The 14,111-nt window shown below is 53.5% G+C and carries 15 protein-coding genes and 3 tRNA genes; 10 read left to right on the forward strand and 8 right to left on the reverse strand.

Annotated elements, in window-relative coordinates:
* Positions 1-143: 143 nt before the first annotated feature.
* The gene (locus tag V1603_RS17590) at positions 144-1,487 is read left to right on the forward strand and encodes an anaerobic C4-dicarboxylate transporter (RefSeq protein ID WP_395313020.1); all 1,344 of its coding nucleotides are present in this window, start codon (positions 144-146) and stop codon (positions 1,485-1,487) included.
* A gap of 41 nt (positions 1,488-1,528) precedes the next feature.
* Here V1603_RS17590 and V1603_RS17595 read toward each other — a convergent pair whose 3' ends face one another.
* The 3 genes from V1603_RS17595 to V1603_RS17605 all read right to left on the reverse strand — a co-directional run bounded on the left by V1603_RS17595 (position 1,529) and on the right by V1603_RS17605 (position 2,729).
* Positions 1,529-1,780, reverse strand: coding sequence for a DUF2766 family protein (locus V1603_RS17595; protein ID WP_395313021.1), 252 nt, complete (start codon positions 1,778-1,780; stop codon positions 1,529-1,531).
* Between the two features lie 108 nt (positions 1,781-1,888).
* Positions 1,889-1,972: a stress response protein AzuC gene (gene azuC, locus V1603_RS17600; RefSeq protein ID WP_014884364.1), complete on the reverse strand. Its 84-nt coding sequence runs from the start codon at positions 1,970-1,972 to the stop codon at positions 1,889-1,891.
* A 118-nt stretch (positions 1,973-2,090) separates the two neighbouring features.
* Entirely contained in the window at positions 2,091-2,729 is a 639-nt protein-coding gene (locus V1603_RS17605; protein ID WP_116339027.1) for an RpiB/LacA/LacB family sugar-phosphate isomerase, read from the reverse strand.
* A 257-nt stretch (positions 2,730-2,986) separates the two neighbouring features.
* Here V1603_RS17605 and yecR point away from each other — a divergent pair, with 257 nt between their 5' ends.
* Positions 2,987-3,325: a YecR family lipoprotein gene (yecR, locus tag V1603_RS17610; protein WP_116339025.1), complete on the forward strand. Its 339-nt coding sequence runs from the start codon at positions 2,987-2,989 to the stop codon at positions 3,323-3,325.
* Between the two features lie 203 nt (positions 3,326-3,528).
* Positions 3,529-4,026, forward strand: coding sequence for a non-heme ferritin (gene ftnA / locus V1603_RS17615; RefSeq protein WP_028013664.1), 498 nt, complete (start codon positions 3,529-3,531; stop codon positions 4,024-4,026).
* A 36-nt stretch (positions 4,027-4,062) separates the two neighbouring features.
* Here ftnA and V1603_RS17620 read toward each other — a convergent pair whose 3' ends face one another.
* Positions 4,063-4,404 (reverse strand): hypothetical protein, encoded by a 342-nt coding sequence (locus V1603_RS17620; RefSeq protein WP_163329848.1) that lies wholly within the window; start codon positions 4,402-4,404, stop codon positions 4,063-4,065.
* A 230-nt stretch (positions 4,405-4,634) separates the two neighbouring features.
* Between V1603_RS17620 and tyrP the strand changes: the two genes are divergently transcribed.
* Entirely contained in the window at positions 4,635-5,846 is a 1,212-nt protein-coding gene (gene tyrP / locus V1603_RS17625) for a tyrosine transporter TyrP (protein WP_116339021.1), read from the forward strand.
* A gap of 33 nt (positions 5,847-5,879) precedes the next feature.
* On the opposite strand, the gene V1603_RS17630 is transcribed toward tyrP, so the two are convergent.
* Positions 5,880-6,548 carry a YecA family protein gene (locus V1603_RS17630; RefSeq protein ID WP_163329846.1) on the reverse strand — a complete coding sequence of 223 codons (669 nt, stop codon included), beginning with the start codon at positions 6,546-6,548 and terminating at the stop codon, positions 5,880-5,882.
* A gap of 414 nt (positions 6,549-6,962) precedes the next feature.
* Between V1603_RS17630 and V1603_RS17635 the strand changes: the two genes are divergently transcribed.
* The 6 genes from V1603_RS17635 (at position 6,963) to V1603_RS17660 (ending at position 13,459) form a co-directional block, all read left to right on the forward strand.
* Positions 6,963-8,084 carry a branched-chain amino acid ABC transporter substrate-binding protein gene (locus tag V1603_RS17635; protein ID WP_116339017.1) on the forward strand — a complete coding sequence of 374 codons (1,122 nt, stop codon included), beginning with the start codon at positions 6,963-6,965 and terminating at the stop codon, positions 8,082-8,084.
* A 99-nt stretch (positions 8,085-8,183) separates the two neighbouring features.
* Positions 8,184-9,098, forward strand: a complete 915-nt coding sequence (locus tag V1603_RS17640) for a branched-chain amino acid ABC transporter permease LivH (RefSeq protein ID WP_395313022.1) — start codon at positions 8,184-8,186, stop codon at positions 9,096-9,098.
* An 11-nt stretch (positions 9,099-9,109) separates the two neighbouring features.
* On the forward strand, positions 9,110-10,384 hold the full coding sequence (gene livM, locus V1603_RS17645; RefSeq protein WP_116339013.1) for a high-affinity branched-chain amino acid ABC transporter permease LivM: 1,275 nt from the start codon (positions 9,110-9,112) through the stop codon (positions 10,382-10,384).
* Positions 10,381-11,256: an ATP-binding cassette domain-containing protein gene (locus tag V1603_RS17650; RefSeq protein ID WP_163329844.1), complete on the forward strand. Its 876-nt coding sequence runs from the start codon at positions 10,381-10,383 to the stop codon at positions 11,254-11,256. The genes livM and V1603_RS17650 overlap by 4 nt, the downstream gene beginning before the upstream one ends.
* Positions 11,253-11,969 carry an ABC transporter ATP-binding protein gene (locus tag V1603_RS17655; protein ID WP_395313023.1) on the forward strand — a complete coding sequence of 239 codons (717 nt, stop codon included), beginning with the start codon at positions 11,253-11,255 and terminating at the stop codon, positions 11,967-11,969. Before V1603_RS17650 ends, V1603_RS17655 begins: the two co-directional genes overlap by 4 nt.
* A 536-nt stretch (positions 11,970-12,505) precedes the next feature.
* On the forward strand, positions 12,506-13,459 hold the full coding sequence (locus V1603_RS17660) for a glycosyltransferase family 2 protein (RefSeq protein ID WP_395313997.1): 954 nt from the start codon (positions 12,506-12,508) through the stop codon (positions 13,457-13,459).
* 238 nt (positions 13,460-13,697) lie between these two features.
* On the opposite strand, the gene V1603_RS17665 is transcribed toward V1603_RS17660, so the two are convergent.
* The 3 genes from V1603_RS17665 to V1603_RS17675 all read right to left on the reverse strand — a co-directional run bounded on the left by V1603_RS17665 (position 13,698) and on the right by V1603_RS17675 (position 13,992).
* Positions 13,698-13,784, reverse strand: a tRNA-Leu gene (locus V1603_RS17665).
* A 12-nt stretch (positions 13,785-13,796) separates the two neighbouring features.
* Positions 13,797-13,870 (reverse strand) — tRNA-Cys (locus V1603_RS17670).
* Between the two features lie 46 nt (positions 13,871-13,916).
* A tRNA-Gly gene (locus V1603_RS17675) sits at positions 13,917-13,992 on the reverse strand.
* Between the last annotated feature and the right edge of the window lie 119 nt (positions 13,993-14,111).

Genomic DNA, 14,111 nt, shown 5'->3' on the forward strand with positions numbered 1-14,111 from the left:
TGATTCTGGGGGGCAGGTTCCCCTCCCCTTTCACCAACCCTCTGCTTTTGCTGAATTTTAACAAATCAGATCTCGCTCCCAATGATTAGCCTTACAAAATGTAATGATTTATTTAATTACATAATCATTGACGAGGGAGCAGCATGATCACTATTGAGTTTGTTGTCATTCTCCTCTGCCTGCTGACGGGTACACGTTTCGGCGGCATGGGGCTTGGGTTAATCAGCGGGATTGGCCTTTTTATTTTGTGTTTTGTCTTTGGACTTCAGCCCGGCAAGCCGCCGGTTGACGTCATGTTAACCATTCTTGCGGTGATTGGCTGCGCCGCCACCCTGCAGACGGCGGGTGGCCTTAACGTCATGATGCAGTTTGCTGAACGCCTGCTGCGCAAACACCCACAGCACATCACGCTACTTGCCCCTTTTACCACCTGGATGCTGACCTTTCTGTGCGGCACAGGGCACGTGGTCTATACCATGTTTCCCATCATTGCGGATATCGCGCTTAAAAAAGGGATCCGACCGGAACGCCCAATGGCGGTGGCATCGGTGGCATCTCAGATGGCGATCACCGCGTCTCCGGTTTCCGTCGCCGTCGTGTCGCTGGTCTCCATCCTGGCCGCGCAGCATGGGATAGGTCACGCCTGGGGGATCCTGGAAATTCTCGCCGTGTCGGTTCCCGCTTCACTTTTCGGGGTGACAATTGCGGCCCTGTGGAGTTTACGCCGCGGGAAAGATTTGGCTGACGACATCGAGTTTCAGGAAAAACTAAAAGATCCCAGGCAGCGCGAGTTTATCTATGGCGGCACGGAGACGTTGATGAACCAGCGTTTTCCGAAGCAGGCCTACTGGTCGACATGGATTTTCTTTGCCGGTATTGCGGTGGTGGTTCTGCTCGGGGCCTTCCCTGAACTGCGCCCCGCCTTCGAGCTGAAAGGCAAAATGACGGCTCTGTCGATGAACCTTGTCATTCAGATGATGATGCTCATTGCCGGGGCCGTGATGCTGATGGTCTGCAAGGTCAATGCCTCCGCTATCTCAAACGGCGCGGTATTCAAGGCCGGCATGGTGGCGATCTTCTCGGTGTTCGGGGTGGCGTGGATGAGTGATACCTTTTTCCAGGCGCATCTCGACGAGTTAAAGCTGGCGCTGGAAGGCGTTGTGAAAAGCCATCCGTGGACGTATGCCATCGTGCTTTTCCTGGTGTCGAAGCTGGTGAACAGCCAGGCCGCGGCCCTGACGGCCGTGGCGCCGATGGGGTTGATGCTGGGCATCGATCCGAAAATGCTGATCGCCTTCTTTCCGGCGTCATACGGCTATTTTGTCCTGCCGACCTACCCCAGCGATTTAGCCTGCATCGGCTTTGACCGCTCGGGGACGACCCGCATCGGCAAGTTCATTATTAACCATAGCTTTATTCTGCCAGGGTTAATTGGCGTAAGCTGCGCCTGCGCGGCGAGCTACCTGCTGGTGCAAACCTTCTTTTAACCGCATCAACGGGCGACACGCGCGGTCGCCCGTGCGCAGGTTTAATGAGACTCGCCCTGCGGCGTGAAGCGCAGCTCTATGAGCGCGATGGCTTTCTGGATCGCGCGAAGCGTAACCGGATCGGCAGCAGCAGGATGGCTGGCAAAATCGATATTTTTCAGCTGAGTGGACATCTTCTCGCGCACTTCAACCGGCGCAATAACGTCCATAACATCAAGAATTTGCTTGATAACCAGCTGACAGGCGACAACGTCAGATACCAGTTCCTGATCGGCGCTCAGGTTTTGTGACATGGGGCTTTCTCCTTATTCAAAGGCCGCCATAGTATCAAAACGTGGCCCCTGACATCTTCCCTTCATCGCCGCAAGACATAAAAAAACCCGCCGAAGCAGGTTTTTCTGTCAGAACATGGCGCCTGGCGGCACGTCTTTAAAGGTGCGGCAGTAGTTGGCCCACATACTTTTCAGGATTTTGCGCAGTTTCATTGTGATGCTCCATTAACGTGTTATACAACGCTGTCGTCAATGTGCCTATAATATGACCACGGTCACAAAAATCAATATTTTTGTGATGCGCATCACAATTTAACTCTCGAAGAGATCGTTAACCCACGATACCGCGAACAAAATCTTCGATCGCCTTATCCTGGCAATTTTCGAAGAAGCACTGCTGGAAACGCGGGCCGGAAACAGCGGTCTTTACCAGCTCAGGATCGATGGCGCGCAGCGAGTCCAGATAGTTATCTTTCACTACGGCCGCTTTCACCTGGTTCAGAATACCGGCGTTACGCACCTGCGGCTCTTTACGCTCTGGCGGATAACCCTCCCCTTTGCGGCCGGTGAATGCTTTTTCAAAGATAAAGCGAACGTTCAGCTCCGCCCCCCAGCCAAAACCTTTGGCAAACGGCAGCGAAAGCGCATTGCCGTTGTTGATTTGCGCAAAGAGGAAAGCGTCTGCGGGATCGATGCAGTAGCCGCAAATCACGCCAGGGTGGATGTTTAACGACATCAGCGCCCCCTGCCCGGTGCCGCATCCGGTGACCACGAAATCTACCGCTTTCGCATTCAGCAAAATACTCGCCATAATGCCCAGGTGGATGTAGGTCAGGTGATGATCGTTTTCGTCGCTCATACCGACGTTATATACCGGAAACCCTTTTTCATCAGCTACCGTTTTCAGCTCTTTCAGTATCACCGCGTTTTTGGCCGCCTGGCTGTTTTCCATCATCAGTGCAATTTTCATTATCTCTCTCTCCGGGATGCGCTGCGGGCGAACCCGCTATGGATACCTTTTCATAATTTACCCTACTATCAAACAAACGCACTTTCAAAGTAAATGAAATATAGTTTTAAAAAAATAAATGCGCGCTCACAGATCTGTGACAAAAGCGCCTCACGTCGTCCGTTGCAAAGAGAGAAGAGAGATTGTCCGGCTATTCGGGGGATTGCGGCGGGCATCTGCGGGTACGATAACGTATTTCCATCCACTCAGAGCGAACCATGAAAAGAGTCATCGTAGCCGGCGCTATCCTGCTGCTCGCAGGGTGCAGCGTTAACCGTCAGGCGGAAATCAGCAGCCTCGATGCCCCGAACGGCATTGTCCGCCTCGACTACGGCCAGGCAGTGCTGCAAAACGCCTGGTCCGACGAATATGTTAATAACGGAACCGCGGTAAAAGCCTGCCAGAACATGGGGTATGCCACCGCCTCCGCCTACGGACAGCCCGTCAAAACCTGTACCCTGACAAGCGGCTCTTTGTGCCTGAACGAGAGCGTGACCATTCAGTATAAATGCATGGGGTATGCCGTTAACCCTAAGTCAAATAACCCCTGGTATTAATCAAAGCTGCCAGCGCGTGCTGGCGCTTTATTTAACTAAGAACAAAAATAATTCGCATTAATAAAGATAAATATCGCCAATGCGTTTTATTCCCATTCGTATTTTGAACTAATAAATATTTAATTTTACTTTTTGCAAATAATTAAATAACAAATTATAGTGTCGCTCATTATGAACCCGTAATAATAATCCGGAGCGCCACCATGCTGAAAACTGAAATGATCGACAAGCTCAATGCGCAAATGAACCTTGAGCTCTATTCATCCCTTCTCTACCAGCAGATGAGCGCCTGGTGCAGCTATCACAGCTTCGAAGGGGCGGCAGCGTTTCTGCGTCGTCACGCTCAGGAAGAGATGACCCACATGCAGCGCCTGTTCGATTATCTGACCGATACGGGTAGCCTGCCGCGCATCGAGAACGTGGCATCGCCTTTTGCCGAGTACAATTCTCTCGACGAACTGTTCCGCGCCACCTATGAGCACGAACAGCTGATCACTCAGAAAATTAACGAACTGGTTCATGCGGCAATGATCGGCCAGGATTATCCAACCTTTAATTTCCTGCAGTGGTACGTCGCTGAACAGCACGAAGAAGAGAAGCTGTTTAAATCGGTGCTGGATAAATTATCGCTGGTGGGTAAATCCGGCGAAGGACTTTACTTTATTGATAAAGAACTTTCGACTCTCGATACGCAGAATTAATATCAGCGCGGCGCCGGTTTCCGGCGCCGCGTTAATTTACATACACCCCGCGCAGCTGGTGCAGCGCCAGTCGTGAGGATTCACGGCCTGGTAAAAATTGCGGTAATTCGCCGTCTCCAGCGGAATACCCGCCTCGAAAAACAGGTCGGTTAGCCAGTCGACGTTCTCAATAATCCACTCATCTTCCTGTAGTCCCTGGGCGAACGCCTCATCCTCGGGATCGATAATCGAATAAATTGCCCACGTGCCCATGTCTTTTTCGCGTCGGGACTCCGGCAGCGTCAGGGGCTGATTCTGCCAGCTGATAATCCAGTGACCGTGGCATAACAGATTGCCTCCCCGGCTCCATGCCGCGGTAAATAGATTCTCCCCCGCCATAAAAACCCTCACTTTATTTTATTATTTGTACAAGGTGTTTACGTTACGCCTGAATTTCGCGCCGTAATATTGCCCTTATGAAGTAGGCATCACCCCATAAAGGATCGGAGGGTTAGCCGGGTGTAAAATAATCATTACACGACTTGTAACGGTGATTTGACGAATTACCGCTTTTCCCTTACTCTGCGCCGCAGAATTTGTCGCGATTCACCATCGTTGTAGAGGAAAGCGTGAAAAACAGAACCCTGGGAAGTATTTTTATCGTCGCCGGAACGACGATTGGCGCAGGAATGCTGGCAATGCCCCTGGCCGCAGCAGGCGTGGGATTTGGAATGACCCTGCTGCTGCTTGGCACGCTCTGGGCATTAATGTGCTACACCGCACTGCTGCTGCTTGAGGTATACCAGCATGTCCCCGCCGATACCGGACTGGGTTCGCTTGCGGCGCGCTACCTGGGACGCTACGGCCAGTGGATCACCGGCTTTAGCATGATGTTCCTGATGTATGCCCTGACCGCCGCCTATATTAGCGGTGCCGGAGAGCTCATCGCCTCCAGCGTCAATGACTGGTTTGGCTCAGACATTACCCCTGCCACGGGAGCCATCTTCTTTGCGCTCATCGGCGGGGGCGTGGTCTGCGTGGGAACCTCGCTGGTCGATCTGTTTAACCGCTTTCTCTTCAGCGCTAAAATTCTGTTTCTGGTTGTCATGCTGGTGCTGCTGGCGCCGCACGTGCACAAGGTGAACCTCCTGACGCTGCCGCTGGAAAAAGGTCTGGCGCTTTCCGCTATCCCGGTTATTTTCACCTCGTTTGGCTTCCACGGCAGCGTGCCAAGCATCGTCAGCTATATGAACGGTGATATTCGCAAGCTGCGCCGCGTCTTTGTCATCGGCAGCGCCATTCCGCTGATCGCCTACATTTTCTGGCAGCTGGTGACGCTGGGCAGCATTGACTCTTCAACCTTCGTCGGGCTGATGGCGCAGCATGCTGGCCTGAACGGTTTTCTGTTGTCCCTGCGCGAGGTAGTCACCTCGCCGCACGTGGAGCTGGCGGTGCACCTGTTTGCCGACCTGGCACTGGCGACCTCATTCCTGGGCGTGGCGCTCGGCCTGTTTGATTACCTTGCCGACCTGTTCCAGCGCCGCAATACCGCCGTCGGGCGGTTGCAAACCGGCGCCATTACCTTCCTGCCGCCGCTGGCCTTTGCGCTGTTTTACCCGCGCGGGTTTGTGATGGCGCTGGGCTACGCGGGAGTGGCGCTCTCTGTCCTGGCCCTGCTGCTCCCTTCCCTGCTGGCGTGGAAAAGCCGTCAGCAGCATCCTCAACAGGGATACCGCGTGGCAGGCGGGAAACCGCTGTTGTGCGTTGTGTTTAGCTGCGGGGTGATGATTATTCTGGTGCAGGTGTTGATTGCAGCGGGGATGCTGCCGGAAGTGGGTTAAATATAAAAGGGGCTATCATCAGCCCCTTTTTTATCAGTGCAGGCAGCAGCTCTTAAACTTCTTCCCGCTGCCGCAAGGACACGGATCGTTACGCCCCACCTTCGTGCCGTTCACGACAGGCTTCTTCGCTTCCGGCTGCTGCGGATTCTCCACCCAGTAGTTGTATAAGCGCAGGGCCGCAGGCTGGATGCGCTCGATGCTGGCGATATACTCCTCTTCGGACAGTTCATCCAGCTTCTCGCTGTTCTCTTCCGTTCCGTGCAGGGCAATCACCTCGAGGTCGGCCTTCAGGGATTCCGGCAAGGCTGACCAGTCCGTCAGCGCCACGCCGCGCATGTAGCCATAGCACCACTCTTCGACCACGGTGTAACTCTCCCCGTCAACGTCGTTATAGCCGAACATCGGCTCAAACTGATCCGGGTACTCGCTCAGGCGCTCGGCAATGTCGTTCATATGCTTAAAGCAGAGATCGATAAAACGGTTCATCTCACGATCGTTTTTCCAGCGCGGAATGTATTTCTCCCCGCCCCACACCGCCACCAGCCAGGCATCTGGCTCAACGACAACAGGGCCGGAAAGCACTGCGGTAAACATGCCGTCCAGTTCGGATACGTCAATCACGGACGCATCGTCATGACCGTAAGACATTAACGTCTCTTCCAGCCACGCCATTTCGCTTTCATTTAATGGACCTTCCGTCATCGCGGACACTCCTGATAAAAAGGAAAGGATCCTACCACAGATCGCACGCCTGCCCTGGCTGAAGTTTAGGTCTTTATTGCTGCAAAAGCGTGCAAATCGTGACCGTTGCACAACTTATGGGCTTTATTGTTAACGATGTGTGATCTCCGCTGTAATTTCTTCTGCTGCCCCAGGGCGGGATAACGCGGCACTCTATACTCAAAGATGTCATATCCCCGTCAAGGGGTTAACCATTCTGGCAACGTTTTTGCTTGCTGTTCTTCGCGCGACGCTGCGCATGGAAACCTCGCCGTATCACGCAGGATGCCGTTCGTTTAGTGCATTTTGTTCTTGCTCGTGTTTTTGGATTGGCTGCGCCCTGGGCGTTCAGGCTTACGCCGTGGTGCAAAAACCTCTTTGCTAAGGAACATAATAATGTCGCTGAAATTTATCAGAACTCCCCTTTCTCTTGTGTTGGCCGGTTGCCTGGTGACGGCGTTTTCCGCCCGGGCAGATATTGTGATTGGCGTGGCCGGGCCGTTCACCGGACCGAATGCCACCTATGGCGATCAGTACTGGCACGGCGCTACGCAGGCCGCAGAAGACATTAATGCTGCAGGCGGGATTAACGGTGAGAAGATCAAACTGGTTCAGGGGGATGATGCCTGCGAGCCTAAGCAGGCCGTGGCCGTCGCCAACCGCTTAGTCGACCAGGATAAGGTCAATGCCGTGGTCGGCCATTTCTGCTCCTCTTCCACCATGCCCGCCTCTGAGGTGTATAGCGACGCCGGCATCATCGCGATTACTCCCGGCTCGACCAATCCGCTGATCACCGAGCGCGGCATGAGCGACATGTTCCGCATGTGCGGCCGCGACGACCAGCAGGGCCAGGTGGCCAGCGACTTCATCATCGACAAGCTGAAAGCCAAACGCGTGGTCATCATTCACGATAAAGACACCTATGGACAGGGGCTGGCAGACGCTACCAAAGCGGCGCTGGCGAAACGCGGGGTCAAGGATGTGATGTATGAGGGGTTATCCCGCGGTGAAAAAGATTTTAACGCGCTGGTGACGAAGATCGGTGCCCAAAAACCGGACGTGGTGTTCTTCGGCGGCTGTCACCCGGAAGCCGGCCCGCTGGTTCGCCAGATGCGTGAACAGGGCGTGCAGGCGAAATTCTTCTCCGGCGACTGCATTGTTAACGAAGAGATGGTGACTGCGGCGGGCGGCCCGCAATACACCAACGGCATTTATATGACCTTCGGTAAAGATCCGCGCCTGATCCCGGACGGTAAAGCAGTTATCGAGAAATTCCGCGCCGGTAAATTCGAGCCGGAAGGTTACACCCTCTACTCCTATGCTTCCGTACAGGCCATTGCCGCGGCCTTCAAGGCCACCGGCGGCAAGGACTCTGCCAAAGCCAGCGAGTGGCTAAAGGCCAATTCCGTCGACACGGTGATGGGCAAAAAAGCCTGGGACAACAAAGGCGATCTGAAAGTGTCTGACTACGTGGTTTACCAGTGGGACGACAAGGGAAAATATAAGGAAGTCGAGTAACGGGACGGAGTCACGCTCAACGTCGGCGGGCCTGCCCGTCGGCGCGTAATAAACATCAGGCTGCGCGGCTCGCGCAGCCTATAAAACGAGCGCGCTAAAATGAGTACATTCTTCCTGCAACAGTTAATCAATGGCTTAACGCTGGGCTCCGTCTACGGCCTGATCGCCATCGGCTACACCATGGTGTACGGCATTATCGGCATGATCAATTTCGCCCACGGCGAAGTGTATATGATTTCCGCCTATCTCTGCGCCATTGGCCTGGCGCTGCTCTCTTTCTTCGGGCTTGAGTCATTCCCCCTGCTTATTCTGGGTACGCTGGTGTTCACCATCGCGGTAACCGGCGTGTACGGCTGGACTATCGAGCGTATCGCCTACAAGCCGCTGCGCAACTCCACGCGACTGGCGCCGCTTATCTCCGCCATCGGGATGTCGCTTATCCTGCAAAACTATGCCCAACTGAGCCAGGGACCGCGCCAGCAAGGGGTGCCGACCATGCTCGACGGCGTGATTCGCCTGCATTTTGGCGACGGGTTCGTGCAGATAACCTACACCAAAGTGTTTATTCTGGTCGCCTCGTTTGCCGGCATGCTGATCCTTACCTGGATAATCAACCACACCCGGCTGGGGCGGATGTGCCGCGCGGTACAGCAGGATCGGAAGATGGCCTCCATTCTGGGCATTAACACCGACCGGATTATTTCGCTGGTTTTTATTATCGGCGCGGCGATGGCAGGCCTGGCGGGCGTGCTCATCACCATGAATTACGGCACCTTTGATTTCTACGTCGGGTTTGTGATTGGCATTAAGGCCTTTACTGCGGCAGTGCTCGGCGGCATCGGATCCCTCCCCGGCGCCATGCTGGGTGGCCTTATCCTCGGCGTCGCGGAAGCCCAGTTCTCCGGCATGGTGAACTCGGACTATAAAGATGTCTTCTCATTTGGCCTGCTGGTCATGATCCTGATTTTCCGTCCCCAGGGACTGCTTGGGCGCCCGATTGTGGCCAAAGTGTGAGGGAGAGAATGATGACATCGCACGGTTTTTCTCTTAAACGCTGCATTCTCGACGCGATTTTTTCCGGGCTGATTGCGCTGATTATCTTCGGCCCCATTGCGGGCGTGGTGCTGGACGGGTACAGCTTTAACTTCGCCGGACAGCGGCTGGCCTGGATGGTTGGCATTGTGATGCTGGGGCGTTTTCTGTTGAGCGCCTTTTTAGGTACCGCCGCGGGAGCCCGCTTTCAGGCTCGCTTTGAGGCCGATAGCGCGGGCGTGTATGTACGGCCTCCGGAATACAAAAGCCGCATGCGCTGGATTATTCCTCTGGTGATTGCTCTTGCGGTTTGCTTTCCGTTTGTCGCCACTAAATATGTGCTGACCGTCGCTATTCTCGGGCTGATCTACGTGCTTCTTGGCCTGGGGCTGAACATCGTCGTGGGGCTGGCCGGCCTGCTGGACCTGGGGTACGTTGCGTTCTACGCGATCGGGGCGTACGGTCTGGCGCTGGGATACCAGTATCTCGGCTTAGGCTTCTGGAGCATGCTGCCGCTGGCGGCGATCATGGCCGCCGCCGCAGGCGCCCTGCTCGGTTTCCCTGTGCTGCGCATGCACGGTGACTATCTGGCCATCGTCACCCTCGGATTCGGGGAGATCATTCGCCTGGTACTGAACAACTGGCTGACCTTCACCGGCGGCCCCAATGGCGTCTCGGCCCCTCCTCCCACCTTTTTCGGTCTGGAGTTTGGACGACGCGCCAGGGAAGGTGGCGTGCCCTTCCACGAATTTTTCCACCTGACCTACAACCCGAACATGAAGTTCATCTTTATCTATACGGTGCTGTTTCTGGTAGTAATGCTGGTGCTCTACATTAAGCACCGCCTGACGCGGATGCCGATTGGCCGTGCGTGGGAAGCCCTGCGGGAAGACGAAATTGCCTGTCGCTCAATGGGGTTAAATCATGTGCTGGTTAAGCTCTCAGCCTTTACGCTGGGCGCGTCGACCGCGGGCATTGCCGGGGTATTCTTCGCGACCTACCAGGGGTTCGTGAACCCGACCTCATTCACGTTCTTCGAATCGGCGCTGATTCTCGCCATCGTCGTGCTGGGGGGTATGGGCTCGACGCTGGGCGTAGTGCTGGCCGCCTTTGTGCTCACGGTCACGCCGGAGCTGCTGCGCAGTTTTGCTGAGTACCGCGTCCTGCTGTTTGGCATGCTGATGGTGGTGATGATGATCTGGCGTCCGCGCGGTTTGATCCGCATTAACCGCAGCGGGTTTGCCGTGCGTAAGGGCGTGGCGCCATGAACGAAACGATATTGCGCGTTGAACATCTGATGATGCACTTCGGCGGGATTAAGGCGCTAAACGACGTCAACCTGGACGTGCAGCGCGGCTCCATTACCGCCCTCATCGGGCCAAACGGGGCGGGAAAAACAACCGTGTTTAACTGCCTGACGGGCTTCTATAAGGCCTCCGGCGGCAGCATTTTATTTAATACCCGCACAAAAACGACCAACGTTATTCAGGTCCTCGGACAAAAATTCCAGCCGGGCGACTGGATTAACCCCGCGCAGCTCGGGCAGCGCCTGTTCTACAAAATGTTTGGCGGAACGCACCTAGTGAATCGCGCCGGGCTGGCGCGCACCTTCCAGAACATTCGTCTTTTCCGCGAGATGTCGGTCGTGGAAAACCTGTTGGTCGCGCAGCATATGCGCGTTAACCGCAATCTGCTCGCCGGGATTTTAAACACGCCGGCATACCGGCAGGCGGAGAGCGACGCCCTGGACAGAGCCTTCTACTGGCTGGAAGTGGTGGACCTGGTGGAGTTCGCCAATCGCCTGGCGGGAGAGATGTCGTACGGCCAGCAGCGGCGTCTGGAGATCGCGCGGGCAATGTGTACCGGGCCCGAGATGATCTGCCTGGATGAACCCGCCGCCGGGCTTAACCCGGTCGAAACGCATAAGCTCAGCAGCATTATTCGCTTTCTGCGGGATAGGCATGACATCACGGTATTACTGATTGAGCATGATATGGGGATGGTGATGGAGATTTCGGACGACATTATCGTGCTTGACCACGGCGATGTGATTGCCAGAGGAAAACCCGAGCAGATCCAGCATGATGAAAAGGTCATTGCCGCCTACCTGGGCACGGATGAAAGCGAGGTGATCCTATGAGCGAACCGCTGCTGGCATTTCGCGAGGTGGACGTGTTCTACGGCGTGATTCAGGCGTTGAAACAAGTTTCGCTGGAGGTCCATAAAGGTGAAACCGTGGCGCTGATTGGCGCAAACGGCGCGGGGAAATCGACATTGCTGATGTCCATCTTTGGCCAGCCCCGTATCCGCAACGGGCAGATCCTTTTCAGTGGTGAGGATATCAGCCATAAATCCACCCACTACGTCGCCTCCGGCGGCATTGCGCAGGCGCCTGAAGGCCGGCGCGTCTTCCCGGAGATGACCGTTGAAGAGAACCTGCTGATGGGGACCATCCCCATCGGTAACCGGTATGCGGCTGAAGATATGCAAACCATGTTCGAGCTGTTCCCTCGCCTCAAGGAGCGGCGTAAGCAACGTGCGATGACCATGTCCGGCGGGGAACAGCAGATGCTGGCTATCGCCCGGGCGCTGATGAGCCGTCCGAAGCTGCTGCTGCTGGATGAACCGAGCCTGGGCTTAGCGCCGATCGTGGTGAAGCAGATCTTCCAGACGCTGCGCGAGCTGGCCCGTAATGGCATGACCATTTTTCTGGTGGAGCAGAATGCGCACCATGCGCTGAAACTTTCCGATCGCGGGTATGTGATGGTTAACGGGCAGATCCGGCTGAGCGGCAGCGGCGAGGAGCTGCTGGGCAATCAGGAAGTGAGGAAGGCGTATTTGGGTGGGGTGTGACTACCGGGTGACCACAGGACAGAACGCGAAATAATTAGCGCCCCACATTGCTTATCTTTCGTCCCCATTTTCAACCCAATTCAAATAGCCCACAATAAATCCAACAAATTTGACAGAAATATCTTCGGGGATATTATAACTCCATTAAGAAAACCAAGAGAACTGATAAGTGCTAGCTGTAGAGAATTTGAGTCTGTCGTTATCATTTCATAGATCTACCCAGAAAGCGCTGATAACAGTAAAAACACCCCAAAGGAACAGTTTTTTTTAAAAAATCCTGAAAAGCATCATAAAAGAAGAGAGGCTCACATCCAATTATTGATCGAGGACAGTACAAGTGTTACTCAAGCCACAACTCCTGATGACTGCTTGTCCGACCATGCTGATACGACGATGTATTCAATTGGTGGCCGCGTAGCAGTCGTAATAGTGGTTTGTGAAAAAAAGTTAGGTTTCGAATACGGCTATTAAATTTTATGTTTTCGGAGATTACTCCGCTGAACAACTTGACACTGGAGTATAATTTGGTAATGAGTATGATAAAGTTAAGTGTTATCGTACCCTGTTATAATTCTCGTGATTACATTGCTGAATGTCTTCACTCTGTTCTCCCGTACATGTCAAATACGATTGAGCTCGTTATTGTAAATGATGGTTCTACAGATGATAGCTCAGCGGTTATAGAGAAGACCGTCAATCGCTTCAAAGATAAAAGCATTACGATTATTCACCAGGTTAACGCAGGGATTTCCGCTGCCAGGAATGCAGGTATCAACGCCGCCAAAGGTGAGTATCTTGCTCTATTAGATTCGGATGATTTCTTCCATCCTGATTTCTGGAAAGAAGTGTTGCCTGTTATAAATGACTCTTCCATTGATATTGTTGAATTTAACGCCGATCAGTTCGACGGTGAAACGTCCAACATTGTGGAACATATTGACTGCGCCGTGTTCCATGAGAGGGTCGAGATCACATCCGTTTCTGAACTTACGCCCGCTTTCAAAAGAAGCAAGTGGTATCCCTGGGCACGGGTTTATAAAAAAGCGCTCTTCCAAAATTTTGACATCACGTTCCCCACCGGCCGGCTTTATGAAGATATGAGTACTATCCCCGCACTCTATTTACATAGCAATGTTATCTATGGGATAGATAAATCATTAATCTGGTATCGCTATCATAAAAAAAGTATAACGCAGACCTTCAGACCAAAAGATTTGATTGATTTAGTCTTCGCTGCGCAATCGCTCTCGCTACTGGCAAAGGATAATACAGAGGTAAAGCGAGCTATTTTTCCAACAGTGCAAAGAATATTCAATTTTATCAAATACATGCTGGTGAGAAACAAAGACGCAAAACTTCCTCTGGCTGAACAGAAGGCCCTGCGTCGTGCTCTGCTAACTTTTATTGGCGATTTCAAATCATCACGAAAAGTCCAGATATTATTTTTACCTTTGTATCTGAGCACAATTGTGAGGTTTAGAAAGAAGTAAAAAATTTTGATTGGGTTGGTCCTGGCGGCCATACAGGTTCGTTTGGGTCAACCCTATTTATCAGAACTCACTGCTATTACCTGACACGTAAGCCATAACCAACTCTGCAGCATCCTGAAGTAACACCACTGCAGCGGAAGGCAGCCAGCTGGAGAAACAGCAAATTCCAGGCACAAAAAAACCACCTTTCGGTGGTTTCACGACACTGCTTATTGCTTTGATTATTCTTTGTTTCCCATGGTACCCGGAGTGGGACTTGAACCCACACAGCGCGAACGCCGAGGGATTTTAAATCCCTTGTGTCTACCGATTCCACCATCCGGGCTCGGGAAGAAAGTGGAGGCGCGTTCCGGAGTCGAACCGGACTAGACGGATTTGCAATCCGCTACATAACCGCTTTGCTAACGCGCCGTAAAACTTTTGAAACTGACACCCGCTGCTGCGAATGTCTTTAATCTGGAGCGGGAAACGAGACTCGAACTCGCGACCCCGACCTTGGCAAGGTCGTGCTCTACCAACTGAGCTATTCCCGCATGTCATCAAGCTTACTACTAACCGCTTGATTTCACTATCGTCCGGCTTGCTGTGCCGCCGTTCGATGCGTTGCATTCTACTGATATGACGTTATGAGTCAACGTTATTTTTTGCTTCC

This window comes from Enterobacter sp. ECC-219 (assembly GCF_043966805.1).
Classification (GTDB): Bacteria; Pseudomonadota; Gammaproteobacteria; order Enterobacterales; family Enterobacteriaceae; genus Enterobacter; species Enterobacter cloacae_N.

Bases quoted from the DNA above. Each gene is read 5' to 3' on its own strand.
- V1603_RS17650 (WP_163329844.1), top strand. From the start codon at position 10,381: ATGAACGAAACGATATTGCGCGTTGAACATCTGATGATGCACTTCGGC.
- ftnA (WP_028013664.1), top strand. From the start codon at position 3,529: ATGCTGAAAACTGAAATGATCGACAAGCTCAATGCGCAAATGAACCTT.
- V1603_RS17595 (WP_395313021.1), bottom strand. From the start codon at position 1,780: ATGTCACAAAACCTGAGCGCCGATCAGGAACTGGTATCTGACGTTGTC.
- V1603_RS17630 (WP_163329846.1), bottom strand. From the start codon at position 6,548: ATGACGGAAGGTCCATTAAATGAAAGCGAAATGGCGTGGCTGGAAGAG.
- V1603_RS17620 (WP_163329848.1), bottom strand. From the start codon at position 4,404: ATGGCGGGGGAGAATCTATTTACCGCGGCATGGAGCCGGGGAGGCAAT.
- V1603_RS17655 (WP_395313023.1), top strand. From the start codon at position 11,253: ATGAGCGAACCGCTGCTGGCATTTCGCGAGGTGGACGTGTTCTACGGC.
- livM (WP_116339013.1), top strand. From the start codon at position 9,110: ATGACATCGCACGGTTTTTCTCTTAAACGCTGCATTCTCGACGCGATT.
- V1603_RS17605 (WP_116339027.1), bottom strand. From the start codon at position 2,729: ATGAAAATTGCACTGATGATGGAAAACAGCCAGGCGGCCAAAAACGCG.
- V1603_RS17635 (WP_116339017.1), top strand. From the start codon at position 6,963: ATGTCGCTGAAATTTATCAGAACTCCCCTTTCTCTTGTGTTGGCCGGT.
- V1603_RS17660 (WP_395313997.1), top strand. From the start codon at position 12,506: ATGATAAAGTTAAGTGTTATCGTACCCTGTTATAATTCTCGTGATTAC.
- V1603_RS17590 (WP_395313020.1), top strand. From the start codon at position 144: ATGATCACTATTGAGTTTGTTGTCATTCTCCTCTGCCTGCTGACGGGT.
- V1603_RS17640 (WP_395313022.1), top strand. From the start codon at position 8,184: ATGAGTACATTCTTCCTGCAACAGTTAATCAATGGCTTAACGCTGGGC.
- yecR (WP_116339025.1), top strand. From the start codon at position 2,987: ATGAAAAGAGTCATCGTAGCCGGCGCTATCCTGCTGCTCGCAGGGTGC.
- azuC (WP_014884364.1), bottom strand. From the start codon at position 1,972: ATGAAACTGCGCAAAATCCTGAAAAGTATGTGGGCCAACTACTGCCGC.